This window comes from Polaribacter sp. R77954 (genome assembly GCF_044595335.1).
Lineage (GTDB): Bacteria > Bacteroidota > Bacteroidia > Flavobacteriales > Flavobacteriaceae > Polaribacter.
This window is the reverse complement of sequence record NZ_CP138992.1, coordinates 4,001,347-4,021,192: the sequence shown is the minus strand read 5'-3', so window position 1 is coordinate 4,021,192 and position 19,846 is coordinate 4,001,347. Positions and strand designations below refer to the sequence as shown.

15 protein-coding genes and 3 tRNA genes are annotated in these 19,846 nt (G+C 30.3%); 6 read left to right on the top strand and 12 right to left on the bottom strand.

Annotated elements, in window-relative coordinates; translation table 11 throughout:
• Positions 1-3: 3 nt before the first annotated feature.
• Positions 4-690, top strand: a complete 687-nt coding sequence (locus SJY27_RS17370; protein WP_397446134.1) for a hypothetical protein — start codon at positions 4-6, stop codon at positions 688-690.
• 252 nt (positions 691-942) lie between these two features.
• Positions 943-1,056 (top strand): transposase, encoded by a 114-nt coding sequence (locus SJY27_RS17365; protein ID WP_397446133.1) that lies wholly within the window; start codon positions 943-945, stop codon positions 1,054-1,056.
• Between the two features lie 152 nt (positions 1,057-1,208).
• On the opposite strand, the gene SJY27_RS17360 is transcribed toward SJY27_RS17365, so the two are convergent.
• From SJY27_RS17360 to SJY27_RS17345, 4 genes are all read right to left on the bottom strand, one after another.
• Positions 1,209-1,282: transfer RNA gene (locus tag SJY27_RS17360), tRNA-Arg, on the bottom strand.
• Positions 1,283-1,311: 29 nt separating this feature from the next.
• A tRNA-Pro gene (locus SJY27_RS17355) sits at positions 1,312-1,386 on the bottom strand.
• Positions 1,387-1,432: 46 nt separating this feature from the next.
• Positions 1,433-1,515: transfer RNA gene (locus tag SJY27_RS17350), tRNA-Ser, on the bottom strand.
• Between the two features lie 96 nt (positions 1,516-1,611).
• Positions 1,612-3,675 carry an HD family phosphohydrolase gene (locus SJY27_RS17345; protein WP_397446132.1) on the bottom strand — a complete coding sequence of 688 codons (2,064 nt, stop codon included), beginning with the start codon at positions 3,673-3,675 and terminating at the stop codon, positions 1,612-1,614.
• 137 nt (positions 3,676-3,812) lie between these two features.
• Here SJY27_RS17345 and SJY27_RS17340 point away from each other — a divergent pair, with 137 nt between their 5' ends.
• Both SJY27_RS17340 and SJY27_RS17335 read left to right on the top strand, forming a co-directional pair.
• A complete protein-coding gene (locus SJY27_RS17340) occupies positions 3,813-4,988 on the top strand; it encodes an acetyl-CoA C-acyltransferase (RefSeq protein WP_397446131.1) in 1,176 nt (391 codons plus the stop codon).
• 34 nt (positions 4,989-5,022) lie between these two features.
• Positions 5,023-5,796: an NlpC/P60 family protein gene (locus SJY27_RS17335; RefSeq protein WP_397446130.1), complete on the top strand. Its 774-nt coding sequence runs from the start codon at positions 5,023-5,025 to the stop codon at positions 5,794-5,796.
• A gap of 51 nt (positions 5,797-5,847) precedes the next feature.
• Here SJY27_RS17335 and SJY27_RS17330 read toward each other — a convergent pair whose 3' ends face one another.
• Together SJY27_RS17330 and gyrA are read right to left on the bottom strand one after the other, a co-directional pair.
• The gene (locus SJY27_RS17330) at positions 5,848-7,089 is read right to left on the bottom strand and encodes a tetratricopeptide repeat protein (RefSeq protein ID WP_397446129.1); all 1,242 of its coding nucleotides are present in this window, start codon (positions 7,087-7,089) and stop codon (positions 5,848-5,850) included.
• Between the two features lie 22 nt (positions 7,090-7,111).
• A complete protein-coding gene (gene gyrA / locus SJY27_RS17325; RefSeq protein WP_397446128.1) occupies positions 7,112-9,616 on the bottom strand; it encodes a DNA gyrase subunit A in 2,505 nt (834 codons plus the stop codon).
• Positions 9,617-9,887: 271 nt separating this feature from the next.
• Here gyrA and SJY27_RS17320 point away from each other — a divergent pair, with 271 nt between their 5' ends.
• Positions 9,888-12,449 carry an ATP-dependent Clp protease ATP-binding subunit gene (locus SJY27_RS17320; RefSeq protein ID WP_397446127.1) on the top strand — a complete coding sequence of 854 codons (2,562 nt, stop codon included), beginning with the start codon at positions 9,888-9,890 and terminating at the stop codon, positions 12,447-12,449.
• Between the two features lie 61 nt (positions 12,450-12,510).
• Here the strand turns inward: SJY27_RS17320 and SJY27_RS17315 are convergent, their stop codons facing one another.
• Entirely contained in the window at positions 12,511-13,245 is a 735-nt protein-coding gene (locus SJY27_RS17315) for a DUF6263 family protein (protein ID WP_397446126.1), read from the bottom strand.
• A gap of 92 nt (positions 13,246-13,337) precedes the next feature.
• Between SJY27_RS17315 and SJY27_RS17310 the strand changes: the two genes are divergently transcribed.
• Positions 13,338-14,024 carry a GNAT family N-acetyltransferase gene (locus SJY27_RS17310; protein WP_397446125.1) on the top strand — a complete coding sequence of 229 codons (687 nt, stop codon included), beginning with the start codon at positions 13,338-13,340 and terminating at the stop codon, positions 14,022-14,024.
• Between the two features lie 121 nt (positions 14,025-14,145).
• Here the strand turns inward: SJY27_RS17310 and SJY27_RS17305 are convergent, their stop codons facing one another.
• The 5 genes from SJY27_RS17305 to hemF form a co-directional block, all read right to left on the bottom strand.
• Positions 14,146-15,501, bottom strand: a complete 1,356-nt coding sequence (locus SJY27_RS17305) for a dihydrolipoamide acetyltransferase family protein (protein WP_397446124.1) — start codon at positions 15,499-15,501, stop codon at positions 14,146-14,148.
• A gap of 186 nt (positions 15,502-15,687) precedes the next feature.
• Positions 15,688-16,257: a hypothetical protein gene (locus SJY27_RS17300; protein WP_397446123.1), complete on the bottom strand. Its 570-nt coding sequence runs from the start codon at positions 16,255-16,257 to the stop codon at positions 15,688-15,690.
• Positions 16,258-16,476: 219 nt separating this feature from the next.
• Positions 16,477-17,193, bottom strand: coding sequence for a response regulator transcription factor (locus SJY27_RS17295; protein WP_397446122.1), 717 nt, complete (start codon positions 17,191-17,193; stop codon positions 16,477-16,479).
• The gene (locus SJY27_RS17290) at positions 17,187-18,536 is read right to left on the bottom strand and encodes a sensor histidine kinase (RefSeq protein ID WP_397446121.1); all 1,350 of its coding nucleotides are present in this window, start codon (positions 18,534-18,536) and stop codon (positions 17,187-17,189) included. The genes SJY27_RS17295 and SJY27_RS17290 overlap by 7 nt, the downstream gene beginning before the upstream one ends.
• 119 nt (positions 18,537-18,655) lie before the next feature.
• A complete protein-coding gene (gene hemF / locus SJY27_RS17285; protein ID WP_397447941.1) occupies positions 18,656-19,558 on the bottom strand; it encodes an oxygen-dependent coproporphyrinogen oxidase in 903 nt (300 codons plus the stop codon).
• Positions 19,559-19,846 lie beyond the last annotated feature (288 nt).

Genomic DNA, 19,846 nt, shown 5'->3' with positions numbered 1-19,846 from the left:
TCTATGAAAAATATAATTTTTGCTATAATATTATTAAGTTCTTTGAATTGTTATAACCAAAAAGTTGAATTATTTTTTGATGTAAATGGTGGTATTTTAACCAACTTACCCTTAAGAAAATTCCACAACGAATTAGCCGATGACATCCAATTTAATGGAATAAAAACAACAGATAACTTTAACTATAATTATGGATTTTCTGTTGGTTTTAAAGTTAATAGTATAAATACATCCTTCTTTTTTAGTCAAAAAGTAGCTGGTAGCAAATCTTCTCTTGCAGATTATTCAGGATTTGTTTCGTTAACCAATGAAATTAAAGGCAGTACTTTTGGAGCGTATTACGAAAAAGAGATAAAGAAAATAGGAAAAGGACAATTACTTCTTGGTATAAAAGGTGTAATTACTTTTTCTGATTTAACATTATCCAATAAAAACTCCATAATAACTAATACAGAAGAAGTTTTAATTTTTAAATCGACTGATTTTGGCTCGGGATTATTACTATCTTACAAAACCTATTTTAACAATATTTTTATAAAACCTTTTTTAGGCTTTGATGCCTATTTTGGAGGCAAGTTAAAATTTGAAGAAATACCTGATGCTCATTTGACTTTTGAAAATGGAAATGATGTAAAAACTGGTTGGACAGGTATAAATGGTGGAATAGGAATTGGGTTTATACTTTTTTAGCAACAAAACATCAATCAAAATTGTTTATAATACATAAATGAACTTGCACATTTTTTTTGTGATACCTTTTACATATTTATTCGAATTTACAATTTTACTAAGATCTATTTAAAACTTCTATAATACCTATATTAAATTTATTTCAAATATTTAACAATCCAAATACAAAACTTCTGCATTAATAAGGTTCGCAAAATGGGATAAAAAGTAAGACAAGTACAGTTTAAAAGTTTTAATAGTATTGCTAGAACAATGAATATTCATTATCAAAATATTCTAAATTATTTTGATAATAGAAGTACAAACGCTTCAGCGGAATCTTTTAATGCCAAAATTAAAGCTTTTAGAGCACAATTTAGGGGCTAAGAAATATATAATTCTTCCTTTTTAGACTAACAAATATTTATGCTTAATTTTTAAATCCCACAACTTTTGGTGTTGATCCATAGAAAGCACCTCTAAACCCTTACACAACCTATAGAAAACAAAAAAGCCTCACATTTCTGTGAAGCTTTAAGTGAGCCCTGAAGGATTCGAACCTTCGACCGCCTCCTTAGAAGGGAGGTGCTCTATCCAGCTGAGCTAAGAGCCCGTAGTTTTTATGTTTCTACGAAAACAAAGTCGGGGTGGCAGGATTCGAACCTGCGACCTCCTCGTCCCAAACGAGGCGCGATGACCGGGCTACGCTACACCCCGAATTAAAATGCAAATTAAAAATTTACATTTTAATACAATTTATTTGCGGAGAGACAGGGACTCGAACCCTGGCGACCAAAAAGGTCGACAGATTAGCAATCTGCTGCATTACCACTCTGCCACCTCTCCTTTTATTCAAACGAAAAACGCTTGATATAAATTGCGAGTGCAAATGTAACACTACAATTACAATTTACCAAGATTTTTTTAACTTTTTATCATTTTTTATTCTGGGTATTCAATTCGCAAATGGTAGATATTCATCAGTTTCTTTTTTATAATTTTTTTAATAACCTCTATTTCTCTAAAAGTTATATCTGAATTCAAAAACTGATTATCTGCCATCTGTTTGGCTATAATCTTATCTATTAAATCATTAATAGATTGTGCTGTTGGATTTTTTATACTTTTAGAAGCAGCTTCTGCTGAATCACACATCATTAAAATAGCCGTTTCTTTAGAAAAAGGAATAGGGCCTTTGTATTGGAATTTTTTAATATTAACTTTCGTATCTGGATTTAATTCTTGTTCTTTTTTATAAAAATAATAAGTTGAACTCGTACCATGATGCGTTCTAATAAAATCTATAATTCGGTCTGGTAAATTGTACTTTTTTGCCAATTCCACCCCTTTTATTACATGGTTTGTAATAATCGTAGAACTATCTCTTGGTGATAAATCGTTATGAGGATTTACACTTGTAGATTGATTTTCTGTAAAATACATTGGGTTTAACATTTTACCAATGTCGTGATATAATGCGCCTGTTCTTACTAACATTGAATTTGCCCCAATTTCATTAGCAGCAGCTTCTGCTAAATTGGCTACCTGCATTGAATGTTGAAATGTACCTGGGGCTTTTTCATTCAATTCTCTAAGTAGTTTAGAGTTTGTATTCGATAGTTCTAAGAGAGTAACATCTGAAACCAAACCAAATACTTTCTCAAATATATAAATAAGTATTATAGATAAAAAAGATAACAAACCATTTGCAGCAAATAGCATAAAGTAGTTTAAATTTATTTGAGATGCATTACCTTCTTTAATAATTGAAAAAGCAAAATAAGTTAACATATAAATTAACGTTATCTGAGCCACAGAAATAAATAAATTCGCTCTCTTATACAATTCAGATACCGTTAAAATGGTAACAATACCAGCAATTATATGAAGGTAAATAAACTCGAAACTATCTGGCACAATATACCCTAAAAGTAAAACTGTTAAAACATGGGTAAATAGCCCTAATCTAGCATCAAAAAAAGCTTTTATAATTATAGGTAAGATACTTAAGGGAACAACATATAAATAATCAGAATTATATTTAATTACTAAAGTTTGAATAAAAATAATGGCAAAAACATTAAAGAATATAAAAGTTACTTTGTTGTTGTTATCAAATATCTCAGTTCTATATTTAGATAAAAATAATAATAACATTAAGAGTGCTAAAGATACTAAAATGGTATATCCAAAAATAATCCAGTTGTAATTAGAATCTGTCCAAACTTTAGATTCAGATTCACTTTTTAATGAATTTAAAATTGCTAATTTTTTTCCTTCTACAATATCACCCTTAAAAATTATTAGCTCTCCTTCAGAAACTTTTCCTTTTGTGTATGAAATATTTTTAAATTCGTTTTCAATTACTTTATCTGTTAAGGGTTTATCGAAAGAAACATTGGGTTTTATTATGCCTGCAAGAATATCTAAAAGAATTTCTTGGCCATAAGAGTAAGGTTCATCACCTAAATTATTTTTAATTATTTGTAAAACATCTTTTGAGGTATGTAAACTTTTAAACAAAATATCTTGTACTTCATTTTCTTTTTTTAAGGCTATAATTTCATTATTATCAGAAATCCGGTTTTCACTAATTCCTTCTAGAAAACCGATGGTATAAACCTTTTGTATAATGCTATTTCCAATATTTTTTAAGCTCTTAAAATCAGTTTCCGTTAAAGAATCATTTGTATTTAATTGACTCAGTTTATTTTTAAAAACACTATTAACTTGACTAACAATATTTGTATCATACAAAAAATATAATTTTGCACTTTTTTTGATGTTCTGCTTTTCTTGATTAATTTCTTCATCTGTTTTTTGAATTGCAAAATCAAAAGTGGCATATAAATTATCATATTTCCAAAGTTGCCCATTACTAAAATCATATTTAAATTGGCCACCTTTAGGAAATAAATAAACAATAGCTATGGTTGTGATTAAAAACAAAATCACTTTATAAATTATGGTATTATGTCTATAAATTTTATTTACAAATTCACTCATATATACTTTTGTTAGTTCAACAAACTTAGTGTAAATATACGAAGGCTAAAAATTACAATTTTATTACAATTTATTTTTGATTTAAAATGGTTATTTTAGCAAAAGAAAAAGCACATCAACAAAATATTTGATAATTTATGAAAGATGTAGTAATAGTATCTGTTGCAAGAACACCAATAGGAAGTTTTATGGGTAGTTTATCTACCATTTCTGCAACAAAATTAGGAGCAATTGCCATAAAAGGCGCTTTACATAAAATAAATTTAACACCTAATTTGGTTGATGAAGTTTTTATGGGAAATGTAGTTTCTGCTGGTTTAGGGCAAGCGCCTGCAAGACAAGCAGCAATTTATGCTGGTATTCCAGATTCTGTACCCTGCACCACTATTAATAAGGTTTGTGCATCTGGTATGAAATCGATAATGTTAGCCGCTCAAACCATTGCTTTAGGAGATGCTGAGATTGTAGTTGCTGGTGGAATGGAAAATATGAGTTCAATACCACATTATCAATATGCTAGAAAAGGTTCTAAATTTGGGCCGATTACTATGGAAGATGGTATGCAAAAAGATGGTTTGGTTGATGCTTACGGACAAGTAGCTATGGGAGTTTGTGCTGATGAGTGTGCAACTGAATATGAATTTACAAGAGAAGATCAAGATGCATTTGCCATACAATCTTATAAAAGAGCTGCTTTGGCTTGGAATGATGGAAAATTTGATGATGAAATTGTACCTGTTTCTATTCCGCAAAGACGTGGTGAACCCATTATTTTCTCTGAAGATGAAGAGTATAAAAATGTTAAAATAGATAAAATACCTGCATTAAGACCAGCTTTCACAAAACAAGGCACAGTTACTGCTGCTAATGCTTCAACCATTAATGATGGTGGTGCTGCTTTGGTATTAATGTCTGCTGATAAAGCAAAAAAACTAAACCTTACTCCTCTTGCAAAAATTGTAAGCTATGCAGATGCTGCGCAAGAGCCAAAATGGTTTACAACTGCCCCAGCAAAAGCATTACCTAAAGCATTGGCTAAAGCCAATATTTCTATTGATGATGTAGATTATTTTGAACTAAATGAAGCCTTTTCAATTGTTGGTTTAGCAAATATGAAAATTTTAAATATTACTGACGATAAGGTGAATGTAAATGGTGGTGCAGTTTCTCTTGGGCATCCTTTAGGAGTTTCTGGGGCCAGAATTGTAATTGCACTTACCTCTATTTTAAAACAAAAAAACGCAAAAATTGGTGCTGCAGCTATTTGTAATGGTGGTGGTGGTGCTAGTGCGTTAATTATCGAAAAGTTATAAATACCTTTTCTTCATTATATAAACCGTGAACTAAATGACCACTTATGGCATTTGTAATTTAAGCATTGTAGCTTTAAGAGCAGAACCCTCAGACAAATCAGAAATGATTAGTCAGGTTTTGTTTGGAGAAAGTTTTACAATTCTAGAAGGTAATAAGCACTGGAGTAAAATTAAACTATCGTTTGATAATTACGAAGGATATATTGATAACAAACAGTTTGAGATTATTACTGATGATGTTTTTTATGAACTTACTAATGACCATGAAATTTATTCGGGTGAAATCATAGATTTTATAACCGATAGTAATAACAATTTCTATACCATCCCTCTAGGATCTAGATTACCATTTTTTAAAAAAGATGAATTTTATTTATCTCACAAAAAGTTTCGATTTGAAGGTACTACTTTTTCGGGTAAATTACCTAAAACAGAAATCATCCAAAAAGCATTTATTTTCTTAAACACACCATTTCTATGGGGAGGAAAAACACCTTTTGGTATCGATTGTTCTGGTTTTACGCAAATGGTTTACAAAATGTGTGGTTATCAACTTTATAGAGATGCGAACGCGCAAGCAAAACAAGGCGAAGTTTTAAGTTTTATTGAAGAATGCGAACCAGGTGATTTGGCTTTTTTTGATAATGATGAAGGAGAAATAATTCATGTAGGCATCATTTTAAAAGATTACCATATTATTCATGCCTATGGAAAAGTAAGGATTGACACCCTAGATCATAGTGGTATTTTTAACACTGATTTACAAACACATACACATAACCTAAGAGTGATAAAAAAAATCATATAAAAAAACCGAAATCCTAAGATTTCGGTTTTTTTATATGAAAATGAATGCTTTTTATTGCCCTTTCATTTCTTTATAAATTGGTCTAAGCGCATCTGCTTTTTCTGTCAATAATAAAACATCATATATATTTAAAAGAGATTTTACAGTATCTTCAGTTCTACTTAACTCATCTGCTTTTTCTAAATATGGTAAAGCCTTATTATATAATGCTTTTTGTTTTTTCTCTAATTCATCATATTTCTTAAAATTAGATAAATTTTGATTCATTTCCTCAACAATTGCCTGTTCTCCTGATAAAATAGCTACTGCTAAATTCATATAAGCATCTGCATAATCTGGCTTTATTTCAATTGCTTTTTTATAATAAGAAACTGCTTCTTCTGTCTTTTTCTCATTCTGATTTACAACACCTAAATTAAAAAATAACGTTGGATTGTTTGGATCTAGTTCTATTGCTTCTTTCATTAGCGCACCAAATTTATCCATATCTTCTAATTTTATGTACAATTGTGCTTCATTTAATAATAGATTTAAGTCTTTTGGATTAGACTTTCTTGCTTCTTTAATTGCTACTATTGCTTCGTTAGTTTTACCTTGGTTAATTAAAATATAACCAATATTTTTTATGATGTCTGCTTGTTTAGATTCTGAATATTTATCTTCTGGTTTTATATGAGATTTTGATTTAACAGAAACATCTCTTAATTCTTTGCTTGGAAAAGCTTCTACTTTATTCGTAGCTTTATTAGTTGCTAAGTATTGTGCAGTTTTGCCTGTATAACCTAAATCTTTCAATTCATTATAATATTTCAAAGAGGTATCATAATCTTTACCTAATGAAGCACTAATTGCTGCATTATACAAATAACTCGTATCTTTTGGACTTAATTTGTAGGTTAAATAGAAATTTTTTGTAGCTTTTGCATAATCTTTATCGTTATTATAAGCTTTAATGGCTTTATCAGATACAAACTGAATCAACAAATTTAATTTTGGCTGCGCTTCTTTAGAATACTTTTGTTTTCCTATTTCTTTTTCGTAAGTCATCAACTTATTGTAAGCAGCAGCAGCAGCTTCCACATTAGATTTACCATAAGCAGATCCTTTTAAGAAATAGTATTTTGCTTTATATTTATCTTCAACAGCATTTTCATCTATTGACTCAATAGTTTGTTTTGCTGTTTTAAAATCGTTTTTTTTCAAAGCCTTTTCCACAGCTTTAATTTCATTTTTTTGCCCAAACATTCCGATTGACATTAATCCTAATGAAAGTGCTAATATTTGATTTTTCATTTTACTCTGTTTTTATTTATTGTTATTCTTGGTTTTCATTTGTATTGTTTTCAATTTCCGTGCCATTTTCAGCATCTTCATCTGAATCATCTTCATTTACTACCTTTGCAACTGCAGCTATACTATCATCATCTTTAATATTTATCAAACGTACACCCTGTGTTGCACGTCCCATAACTCTTAAATCTTCAACAGCCATTCTAATTATAATTCCAGATTTGTTAATAATCATTAAATCATTAGAATCATCTACATTTTTAATAGCCACTAAATTACCGGTTTTATCAGAAATATTTAATGTTTTTACTCCTTTACCCCCTCTGTTAGTAATTCTATAATCTTCTAAACTAGAACGTTTTCCATATCCTCTTTCAGAAACCACCAAAATATTGCTTTCCATATCATTTACTGCAACCATCCCTATAACTTCATCATTATCGTGTTGCAGGGTAATACCTCTTACCCCAGAAGCAGTTCTACCCATTGGTCTTGTTTTTGCTTCTTCAAAACGAATGGCTTTACCAGATTTTAGGGCAAGCATTACTTGGCTATCTCCAGTGGTTAATTTTGCTTCTAGCAACTCATCATCTTCTTTTATGGTAATTGCGTTAATTCCGTTTGTTCTTGGTCGAGAATATTGTTCTAAAGAAGTTTTTTTAACTTGACCTTTTTTAGTGGCCATAATTACGTAATGACTATTTACGTAATCTTCATCTTTTAAATCTTTGGTAACTAAGAATGCTTTTACAGAATCGTCTTGCTCTATATTTATTAAGTTTTGCATTGCCCTACCTTTGGTGTTTTTACCACCTTCAGGAATTTCATAAACACGCATCCAAAAAACTTTTCCTTTTTGAGTAAAGAACAACATATATTGATGATTGGTACCTACAAATAAATGCTCTAAGAAATCTTCATTTCTAGTAGTTGCACCTTTTTGGCCTCTACCTCCTCTATTTTGTACTTTATATTCATCAAGATTTGTACGTTTCAAGTATCCTGCATTAGAAATAGTAACCACTACTTTTGTATCAGGAATCATATCTTCAATACGCATATCACCACCTGCATATTCTATTATAGATCTGCGCTCATCACCATATTTACTTTTTATGTGTAGCAACTCATCTTTAATGATTTGATAACGTCTTGGCTCATTTGCTAGAATATCTTTCAAGTCTGTAATGGTAAGCATAATCTCATCATACTCTGCTCTTAACTTATCTTGTTCTAAGCCTGTTAACTGACGCAATCGCATTTCTACAATAGCTTTTGCTTGTATTTCAGTCAGCTCAAAACGTTCAATTAAACTAACTCTAGCTTCATCTGCATTAGAAGAAGCTCTAATTATTTTAATCACTTCATCAATATTATCAGAAGCAATAATTAAACCTTCTAAAATATGTGCTCTGGCTTCAGCTTTTCTTAACTCAAATTCGGTTCTACGCACAATAACCTCATGTCTGTGCTCAACGAAATAATGAATTAATTGTTTTAAATTTAGTTGCTGAGGCCTTCCTTTAACTAAGGCAATATTATTTACGCTAAAAGAAGTTTGTAATTGTGTGTATTTGAATAATTTATTTAGAACAATGTTAGGTATTGCGTCACGTTTTAAAATATAAACAATTCGCATACCATTTCTATCAGATTCATCTCTAATATTAGCAATGCCTTCTATTTTTTTTTCGTTTACCAAGTCTGCAGTTTTTTTAATCATATCTGCTTTATTGACTTGGTAAGGTATTTCTGTTACAATAATACACTCACGCCCTTTAACCTCTTCTATAACAGCTTTAGCACGCATTACAATACGTCCACGACCTGTATGAAAAGCATCTCTTACACCATCATAACCATAAATAATACCACCTGTTGGAAAATCGGGTGCAGTAATATGTTGCATTAATTCATCGATTTCAATTTCTCTATTATCAATGTAAGCAACAGTACCATTAATTACTTCTGTTAAATTATGAGGCGCCATATTTGTGGCCATACCTACAGCAATACCAGAAGCACCATTTACGAGTAAGTTAGGAATTCTTGTAGGTAAAACAGTTGGTTCTTGTAAAGTATCATCAAAATTTAAGGTGTGGTCTACAGTTTCTTTTTCAATATCAGCTAGCATTTCTTCTGATATTTTTTGCATTCTTACCTCAGTATAACGCATTGCAGCAGGAGAATCTCCATCAACAGAACCAAAATTTCCTTGACCATCAACCATCATATAACGCACGCTCCAGTCTTGTGCCATACGTACCATAGAATCGTAGACAGAAGTATCTCCATGTGGGTGATACTTTCCTAAAACTTCTCCAACAATTCTTGCTGACTTTTTATATGCTCCAGTTGCTTTAATTCCGAGCTCGTGCATTCCATACAAAACCCTTCTATGAACAGGTTTTAAACCATCTCTTACATCTGGTAATGCTCTTGAAACTATTACCGACATTGAGTAATCAATGTATGCAGCTTTCATCTGCTCTTCAATATTAATCGGAATTAATTTTTCTCCGTCTGCCATATATAATTCTTATTAGTATTTACGCTAAAATTTAAAACATGGCAAGATACGATTTCTCTTAGTATTAGCAAAGGATTTAGACTTCTCAAAACAGTAGAGTTATCAACATTTTTTAATAATTTTTAACAGTATATTATTTGCCTGATTTCCAATTGTTTTCTACCTTGTTCTACAAGTCAAACTGTCAGTTTTTTACAATGGCATCTTTTTTGTAATTATTTTGATAAAAAAGGACTAAATTTACATCACATCAAATTAGATAGAAAGAAATATGGACGATAATTTTTCACCAAAAGTTAGAGATGTAATCACATTCAGTAAAGAAGAAGCCTTACGATTAGGGCACGAATTTATTGGTACTGAACATCTTTTACTCGGTTTGATTAGAAAAGGCGAAGGAAAAGCAATAGAAATTTTAACAGCATTTGATGTTGACTTAATGCTATTACGCAAAAAACTAGAGCAATTAAATCCATCAAACCCAACATTTACAGAATTAACAGACAAACCAAGTTTACGTTTAACAAGGCAAGCTGAAAAGGCTTTAAAAACAACCTTTTTAGAAGCAAAATTGTATCAAAGTGAAGCTATAGATACTGCACATTTATTGCTTTGCGTATTGCGTAATGAAAACGACCCAACTACAAAATTGATACAAAAATACCACGTAAACTACGACGAAGCAAAGGCGTTATACAAACAATTGCATGTTGATGATGTAGATACTGATTTACCTTCAAACCCAATAGCAGAAACACCTTCTGATGATGAATATGCTTCTGACAAACCCAATCCGTTTGAACAAAAACAACAAGGCAAAACCAATAAAAAATCAAAAACACCTGTTTTAGATAATTTTGGAAGGGATTTAACAGATTTGGCTGAAAAAGGACGATTAGATCCTGTTGTAGGACGTCAAAAAGAAATTGAACGTGTATCACAAATTTTAAGCCGTAGAAAGAAAAATAATCCAATGTTAATTGGTGAACCTGGTGTGGGTAAATCTGCCATTGCAGAAGGTTTGGCTTTAAGAATTGTAGATCGTAAAGTATCAAGAATTTTGTTTGATAAAAGAATTGTTTCTTTAGATTTGGCTAGCTTAGTTGCTGGCACAAAATACAGAGGCCAGTTTGAAGAACGCATGAAAGCATTAATGAATGAATTGGAAAAGAATGATGATATTATTCTTTTTATTGATGAAATTCATACTATTGTTGGTGCAGGTGGAGCCACTGGTTCTTTAGATGCTTCTAACATGTTAAAACCAGCTTTGGCAAGAGGCGAAATTCAATGTATTGGTGCTACAACTTTAGATGAATTTAGAACTAACATAGAAAAAGATGGCGCTCTTGAACGTCGTTTCCAAAAAGTAATTGTAGACCCAACAACTGTTGAAGAAACCATTCAAATTCTAAACAATATTAAAGGTAAATATGAAGAACACCATAATGTAGATTTTACAGATGATGCTATTGAGGCTTGTGTAAAATTAACAAATAGATATATGACTGATAGATACTTGCCTGACAAAGCTATTGATGCTTTAGATGAGGCTGGCTCTCGAATTCATATTACCAATATTGTTGTTCCTAAACAGGTTTTAGAACTAGAGGCTCAATTAGAAATTATTAAAGAGCAAAAAACCAAAGCTGTTAACGGACAAAAATATGAAGAAGCTGCCAAATTAAGAGATGATGAAAAGAATATGGAGGCTGCTTTAAATTCTGCTCAAAAACAATGGGAAGACGATTCTAAATTGAATAGAGAAATTGTAACTGAAGACAATGTTGCAGAAGTAGTTTCTATGATGACAGGAATACCCGTAAATAGAGTTGCTGAGGCAGAAAGTCATCGTTTGCACGAATTACCTGCAATGATTAAAGGAAAGGTTATTGGACAAGATGAAGCTGTTACAAAAGTAGTTAAGGCTATTCAAAGAAATAGAGTAGGTTTAAAAGACCCGAACAAACCAATTGGTTCATTCATTTTCTTAGGACAAACTGGAGTTGGTAAAACACAACTAGCAAAAGTATTGGCACGTGAGTTATTTGATTCTGATGATTCTTTAATCAGAATTGACATGAGTGAATACATGGAAAAGTTCGCAATTTCACGTTTAATTGGAGCGCCTCCTGGTTATGTTGGTTACGAAGAAGGTGGTCAATTAACAGAAAAAGTAAGAAGAAAACCTTATGCTGTTATTTTATTAGACGAAATAGAAAAAGCTCATCCAGATGTGTTTAATATGTTATTGCAAATTTTAGATGATGGACATATTACAGACAGTTTGGGCAGAAAAATTGATTTTAGAAATACCATTATTATAATGACTTCTAATATTGGTGCTCGTCAGTTAAAAGACTTTGGTGGTGGGGTTGGTTTTGGTACATCCTCTAGAAAAGAACAAGCAGATGCACATGCAAAATCGGTTATTGAAGGTGCTTTAAAAAAATCATTTGCACCTGAATTTTTGAATAGAATTGATGATGTAATTGTGTTTAACGCCTTAGAAAGAAAAGACATTCATTCTATTATTGATATTGAATTGGATAAGCTTTTACATAGAATTTCTGATTTAGGTTACACTTTAAATTTAAGTGAAAAGGCCAAAGATTACATTGCTGATAAAGGCTTTGATAAAAAATATGGAGCAAGACCTTTAAAAAGAGCCATTCAAAAATATATTGAAGATGCTTTAGCTGAAGAGATTGTAAACTCTAAATTAACGGAAGGAGACACCATTGCTATGGATTTTGATGATGTTAAAGATGAATTAACCATCAATATAGAAAAAGGGGAAAAGAAACCCGAAACGAGAACAGAAAGTAAGTAAAATAAAATTACCATAAAAAAAGCTCGCATTTTGCGAGCTTTTTTTATTCGATTTAATAAAACTAATGCTTTTCAATAGTACTACTTACACCTATTTTTAAATTTTGTCCTTGAACATTTAAATTCATTTCTAATTTTGATACTACAGGTACACCAGAATCTTTATCAATATTCATATTACCAGATACAGTTCCTGTACCCATACCACTAACATCTCCTCCAATATTTAAAACTACCTCAGTATCCGATATCGACTTAACAGTATAATCAATTTTTACTGTCATACCATTTTCTTGTTTGGTAGTAGACCATGTTGAACCAACTTTAACCTCTTCTTTTGGATAAACAACACTAGAGTTTTGTTTTCCCATTTCTTGTGCTTGAGGTATATTGGGTTCTATAGTAGTATCTAAAAGATCACCTAAAGAACTTAGTTTAGAGGTCATTACTACAGATAATAAAGGAGCCATTTGTGTTTTCATCATTTTACCCATCTCATCTAATTCGTCATCTTTTTTAGAAGAATCAAAACTGATAATTTGACCACCTTGAAGCATATCCATGGACATTTTTTCAATTTTAGTATTATTAACAATTGTATCACCATTAATAGCTACTGTTTTCTGACTCATAACCATATTTGTAGTCTGTGCCATGACATCTCCCATTTCTTGTGTCATTTTCATTTTTATTTCATAAACATCACCTTTTTTATAGTTATATCTTAAAACCACAGATTGTTGTGCCGTTAAATTTACCGCAATTAAAGTAATAATGAGGAGTACTAATTTTTTCATTTTGTTTTATATTTATTTTAAGTTGCTAATTTAAGATAACCAAACTAAAAGAACTTCAGATTTATTTGCTTTTTTTAATACTTTTATAGCCTATGATAAGCTTAGAAGATAAATTAAAAAATCCTGTCTGGTATTCGTTAAAAGAAACTCATAAAAAGTTCTCTGTTAATTTTGATGGTGTAAAATTTTACAATCCAGAGGTATTGACTTTTGGAGCTTTTTTGGACAATTCTAAAACCGAATTTGCGACTAATGAATTCATAAATACAACTGAAAATTTCTTTTTAGTATCTTCAAACAATACTCCTATTCCAAAAAGTACTAAGGTCGTTTTTAAGAAAAAAATAAATGGATGTCAAATGGTTTTACAAAATTTAAACTCATTTGACATAACAGAGAACATAGTGCTTTTAACGAAAGCACATTTGGAAGAAATTTACGATTTAATTTGGTTGGTGATGCCTGGTTATTATCAAAAAAGAAGTTTTGAATTAGGTGATTTTTATGGGATATTTAAAGATAATCAACTAGTTGCTGTTACAGGACAAAGAATGCAAACTCATTCTTTTATTGAAGTTAGCGCTGTTGTTACTCACCCAGAATACACGAAAAGAGGATTCGCAAAACAGTTGGTTACACATACTACCCAACAAATATTGAATCAAAATAAACTCCCGATTTTACATACAAATAAAGGAAATCCTGCAATACAATTATATGAAAAATTAGGCTTTAAAATTACTAGAGATATGAACTGGTGGTTGTATGCTAAAAAGTAGCTTTTAATTAGAGAAAAATCAATAATTGTTAATATAATTTGAATTATGTAACATCTATTTTAAAGCACTCATTTACTATAAAAAAAGTATAGAAAAAGTTTGTAAACTATGTTCTAAATGTTTAAAAATCTTGGTTTACATCCCAGGCTTCTAAAATTTCTTTTAAGGTTTTGATAAACATACCTCCTAAAGCCCCATTTACAACTCTATGGTCATAAGAATGAGATACAAACATTTTTTGTCTTATCCCTATAAAATCACCTTCTGGAGTTTCAATAACTGCTGGTACTTTTCTAATAGCTCCTAAAGCTAAAATAGCCACCTGTGGTTGATTGATTATTGGTGTACCCATAATAGAACCGAAACTACCCACATTGGTTACAGTATAAGTTCCATCTTTTATTTCATCTGGTTTTAAGCCATTATTTCTTGCTCTATTTGCCAAATCGTTTACCGCTTTTGTCATCCCTACTAAATTCAATTGATCTGCATTTTTAATGACTGGTACAATTAAATTTCCATCAGGTAAAGCAGCAGCCATACCTAAATTTATATTTTTCTTTTTAATGATATGATCTCCATCAACAGCAATATTAATTAAAGGGTATTTTTTTATGGTAGATGCCACAGCTTGCATTAAAATTGGTGTAAATGTTAACTTTTCTCCTTCTCTTTTTAAGAATGCATCTTTTACTTTATTACGCCACTTTACGATGTTGGTCACATCAATTTCTATAAAAGATTGCACGTGTGCTGAGGTTTGTACAGAAGCTACCATATGTTTGGAAATCAGTTTCCCCATTCTAGTCATTTCTATAATCTCATCACCTCCATTAACAGAGACTGGACTTGCTTTTGTTGAAGGAATTTCGATTGCCTTCGATTTAGTTGCTTCTTTTTTGGGTTTAGCAGCTTCTAAAGGATGAGCAGCAGCAGGAGTATTTCCTCTTTTTTTGATAAATCCTAAAATATCATCTTTAGTAACTCTGCCTTCTTTTCCTGTTCCAGATATGGTTTCTAATTCTTCCATAGAAACGCCTTCAGTTTGTGCAATATTTCTTACCAATGGCGAATAAAACTTACCAGAGTCTGATGTTTTTGGAATTGGCATTGCTTTAATATCAGCTGCCTTTTCGATGGTTTTTTCTATTTCTTTTATTTGAGTTCGTTCTGTAGAAGACCTTTCGACAACACTCGAAGTTATATTTTGAGAAGCATCTATATTACTATTTTCCCCTTCAGTTTCTATAATAGCAATGGTTTCTCCAACAGAAACTACAGTATCTTTTTCGAATAATATTTCTACTAAAGTACCTTCTACTTCGCTTGGCACTTCAGAATCTACTTTATCTGTTGCAATTTCAACGACTGCTTCATCTAATTCTATGGTATCTCCTACTTCTTTTAACCAAGATGTAATGGTTGCCTCAGCAACACTTTCTCCCATTTTTGGTAACTTCAACTCAAATCTTGCCATTTTAATGCTTTTTAGATTTCGCAAAAGTACAAAAAAGCTGTGATTTTTTCTTAAAAAAGAATTAAAATCAATGAAATCATCTTAAATTAAAATTACATTATCCTCAAAACAAAAGCTAATAATTAAGGTATATTTAAATATACCTTAATTATTAGCTTAATTAAATAAATATTTTATACTTTTAATTTATCGGCTGCTTGAATTCCTTTTTAATCTTTCTACCTCTCTTTTTGCTTTTTCTAAAGCCCTTTCTGCTCTTTTTAATGCCCTTTCTGCATGCTTTTTAGCTTCTTCCTCAGAATTAGTTCCAGAAATAGTGTCTTTTAACACATTGCCAAACTCGCTAATCATATCTACAATTTTATGATTTGCATAGGCTTTATCAACATAAATTTTTAAAGTATCGTCTGTTAATTTGCAATCATAAAGAGTATCGCCATCTTCGGTTTTTATCCATCTAAAGGTGTCGCCATCTACTCTTAAATCATATTTTCCTAGTTTATCAATCAACATTTTTTTGATACTTCCGGTTTTACTTTCGTGAAATCGTGCATTAAATTTATATACATCATCATTTCTCTTGATTGAAACCGAAGAGTTTTCTTCTTTATCATCTGTATCAAAAGTAATGGAATACGAAGTACTTTTTGTTGATGTTGTAGTTTTTGGAGTTTGAGGTGGAATTGGTGTTTTTTGTGCAAATAAGCTTGTTGTTAGCAATAAACCGAGTACTGATGGTAAAAATAAATGTTTCATAATTAAAATGATTTTTAAGATTAATATCCTACAAATTTAAACTAGAATTAGATTTAAAACACAGAAAAACAGACCATTAACCCAATATTAACATTAACTAAAACAGTCATTAACAGAAAAATTTAATTGGTTTAATTTTTGAATATAAAAATTAAAAGAACCTTATTTTATGAGGATTAATTCAGTTATAGATTTTTTAAGGTATTACTTAGGCAACTTTTAAAAATTAAGTTTTTTAACCTTAAATTCTAATCCTATTCCGCGAATGCTTTGTATTGAAATGGATGAATCTTCTTTAAAATATTTTCGTAATCTGCTGATAAAAACATCCATACTTCTGCCAGAAAAAAAATCGTCATTTTTCCATACAGAATTTAGAATTTCTTCTCTTTTTAACAACTGATTTTTATGTTGGTATAAAAAAAGAATTAGCTCTCCTTCTTTTTCTGTTAGTCTTTGCGAGGTTTCATTAAACAATAACTCTAACCTTTTGGTATTAAATTTATAATTGCCAATATTTATGATTTCTTCTTTAGAAATCTGGGTTGATATTGTTGAGTATTTTTGGCTTCTTTTTAGGATATTATTTAAACGCAACACCAATTCATCGGCTTCAAAAGGTTTTACGACATAATCATCTGCCCCTAATTTTAAACCTTTTAATTTATCTTCTTTCATTTTTCTAGCCGTTAAAAAAATAAAAGGTACTTCTGGATTGATTTCTATAATTTGTTTTGCAGTAGAAAAACCATCTAATTTTGGCATCATTACATCTAAAACACAAATATTAAAATTCCCTTTTTGAAATAACTGTAATGCCTCTTCACCATCTTTTACCCATTCTACAGAAAAGCCAGACATTTCTAAATACTGCTTTAAAATAGACCCAAAATCAGCATCATCTTCTACCAATAAAATGTGTTTGTTTGCTACCATTTTTGCCAAGGTATTTTAATGGTGAATGTAGTACCTAAATTTATTTCACTTTTAACAAAAATTTTTCCTTGATGGGCTTTTACAATCTGCTTTGTGTAGTACAAACCTAACCCTAAACCTTTTACGTTATGTATTTCTTTATTGCCCACTCTGTAAAATTTATCGAATAAGAAATGTAGTTCTTTTTTAGGAATTCCTAAACCGTTATCAGAAATTGATAGTATAAAATCTTTATCTAAATTTGCTGAAATGTTAATTTTTAATTGGTCTTTTCCATATTTTACTGCATTTTCTAAAATATTTAAAATCGCAGTTGTAAAGTAAAACTTATCGATATGAATTTGTTGTTTTGTGTTGATGTTTCTATCAATTTTAATGGCTTTATCGTTTAATGACAGTTGAAAATCATCAACAATCATATTTAAATACGTATGGGCATTTACAGTTTCTTTTTGAAGTGAAATTTCTTGATATCCCAAAGAATTATTCAATACTTGATCTATCAACTTTTGCAAACGAACATTTTGCCTTTCTACTGTATTTACAATAGCTTTAGAACTTTCTGTAGTAGAAATCACCTCATTAGATTTTAGCATTTTTGTGGCTAATGTTAACGTTGACAAGGGTGTTTTTAATTCGTGTGTAATATTATTAACAAAGTCGGTTTTGATATCTGCAATTTTCTTTTGGGTGATGAAACTCTTGATGGAATAATACAGCAAGCCAAAAACTAATAGAAAAATTAAAATTGAAATCAACAATAGCAATGCCATTCTTCCTAAAACAATTCTTTTCCAACCATCGATATTCATTCTATCTTCGGTTTCGAATTGCAAATCGAAACTAATTTCTTTCATTTCTCCATTTATAACCCTATCTGATGAATGGTCCGTTAACCAAAGAGAATTGCTTACTTTATGTCCTTCATCCATTGAAAATTTATCGCCAATTAAATGAAATGGTTGATTATTTTTTTGCTTAAAAATAGTATCATTTTGAGTGGAATCTAATAGAATTATTGTTTTAATAATTTTTTGAAATTTTAAATTATCATCAATATTTCTTTCTCTTAAATCTTTTTGATAAGTTTTTATATATAAATTGTTAATGATGTTGGTTATAGAATCGAATTTAGGTAGGATTTGTTGTTTTGAAATCGAACCTATTTTATAATCTGCAATTACATTTAAAAAACGATTTTGCCAGAAGTCATTAATAGTATCTAAATTTGGTGATAAATCATCAATTCTTGAAATAGATTGTCGAGTTTCTGAAATAAAAGCCGCTTTTTCTAATTTGTATGTATTGTTAATTAAATAGCCTTGAATTAATGAAAGTGCCAATAACCCTAAAATTGAAACAGAAATTAGGAGTCTAATTTTTTTTTTGCATTCTCAAAAGTAAGAAAAATGATTATTTAATTTTTGAAAAAATGTGTCGTTAACCTTACATTAACTTAATTTTAAATCCATTTTTTAGGACTCTTCAAAACTTCTAATAATTTCGCTTCTTCAGATTTTTTTTTAGGGTGATGATTGTATTTCCATTGAACAACTGGAGGCAAACTCATTAAAATACTTTCTATTCTACCGTTTGTTTTTAAACCGAAAAGAGTTCCTCTATCATGCACTAAATTGAATTCTACATAACGCCCTCTTCTTACTTCTTGCCAATCTTTATGCTCTTTATTGTAAGCAATTTCTTTTCGTTTTTTTACAATTGGAATATAACTTTCTAAGAAACTATTGCCTACTTCAGTTACAAAATTGTATCGATCTTCTATTGAAAATTCATCTGTTTCTTTTAGGTAATCAAAGAATAAACCTCCAATTCCACGTGCTTCGTTTCTGTGGGTGTTCCAAAAATAATTATCACACGTTTCTTTAAATTTTGGATAAAAACCTGAATGATGTTTATCGCAAGCCGATTTACAAACGGTATGAAAATGAATTGCATCTTCATTAAACAAATAATAAGGCGTTAAATCTTGCCCACCACCAAACCATTGGGTTACAATATTTCCTACTTCATCATACATTTCAAAATAACGCCAATTGGCATGCACTGTTGGTATAAAAGGGTTTTTTGGATGCAATACTAAACTTAATCCACAAGCAAAGAAATTACCTTCTTCAACCCCGAATTGTTTTCGTAAAGGTTCTGGTAATTCACCAAAAACTTTAGAAATATTTACTCCTCCTTTTTCAAAAATACCTCCATTTTCTATGACTCTTGTTCTTCCTCCACCACCTTCTTCGCGACTCCAAAGATCTTCTTCAAATTTTGCAGAACCATCTACTTCTTCTAATTTAGAGGTAATAGTATCTTGCAAGTTTTCAATGTAATTGTAGAATTTATTTTTCAAACTTATTGGATTAATTTTAGATTTCGTTGACTTTTCCTGCGAGGTCTCTAAGACCTTGTAGGTATGTATTTCTTTGATTTCACTCCAACTTTTTTCTCTATGTACAAATTTAAAATTTTCAATATCCTCAAAAATTTCAATTACCTCAACATAACTTACAATAATTGAATTCCCTTTTAAAATCTCTTGATATGAAGAAAATTCATACTTGGAAAAATCATCAATCAAATTATGATTTTCTGGGTTTTTATGAATATAAAGAATGGTGTTTCTTAAATATTCTTCGGA

Coding starts and splice junctions, on each gene's coding strand:
- SJY27_RS17310 (WP_397446125.1), top strand. CDS start 13,338: ATGATAAGCTTAGAAGATAAATTAAAAAATCCTGTCTGGTATTCGTTA.
- SJY27_RS17330 (WP_397446129.1), bottom strand. CDS start 7,089: ATGAAAAATCAAATATTAGCACTTTCATTAGGATTAATGTCAATCGGA.
- gyrA (WP_397446128.1), bottom strand. CDS start 9,616: ATGGCAGACGGAGAAAAATTAATTCCGATTAATATTGAAGAGCAGATG.
- SJY27_RS17300 (WP_397446123.1), bottom strand. CDS start 16,257: ATGAAACATTTATTTTTACCATCAGTACTCGGTTTATTGCTAACAACA.
- SJY27_RS17345 (WP_397446132.1), bottom strand. CDS start 3,675: ATGAGTGAATTTGTAAATAAAATTTATAGACATAATACCATAATTTAT.
- SJY27_RS17365 (WP_397446133.1), top strand. CDS start 943: ATGAATATTCATTATCAAAATATTCTAAATTATTTTGATAATAGAAGT.
- SJY27_RS17315 (WP_397446126.1), bottom strand. CDS start 13,245: ATGAAAAAATTAGTACTCCTCATTATTACTTTAATTGCGGTAAATTTA.
- SJY27_RS17340 (WP_397446131.1), top strand. CDS start 3,813: ATGAAAGATGTAGTAATAGTATCTGTTGCAAGAACACCAATAGGAAGT.
- SJY27_RS17295 (WP_397446122.1), bottom strand. CDS start 17,193: ATGGTAGCAAACAAACACATTTTATTGGTAGAAGATGATGCTGATTTT.
- SJY27_RS17370 (WP_397446134.1), top strand. CDS start 4: ATGAAAAATATAATTTTTGCTATAATATTATTAAGTTCTTTGAATTGT.
- SJY27_RS17305 (WP_397446124.1), bottom strand. CDS start 15,501: ATGGCAAGATTTGAGTTGAAGTTACCAAAAATGGGAGAAAGTGTTGCT.
- SJY27_RS17335 (WP_397446130.1), top strand. CDS start 5,023: ATGACCACTTATGGCATTTGTAATTTAAGCATTGTAGCTTTAAGAGCA.
- SJY27_RS17320 (WP_397446127.1), top strand. CDS start 9,888: ATGGACGATAATTTTTCACCAAAAGTTAGAGATGTAATCACATTCAGT.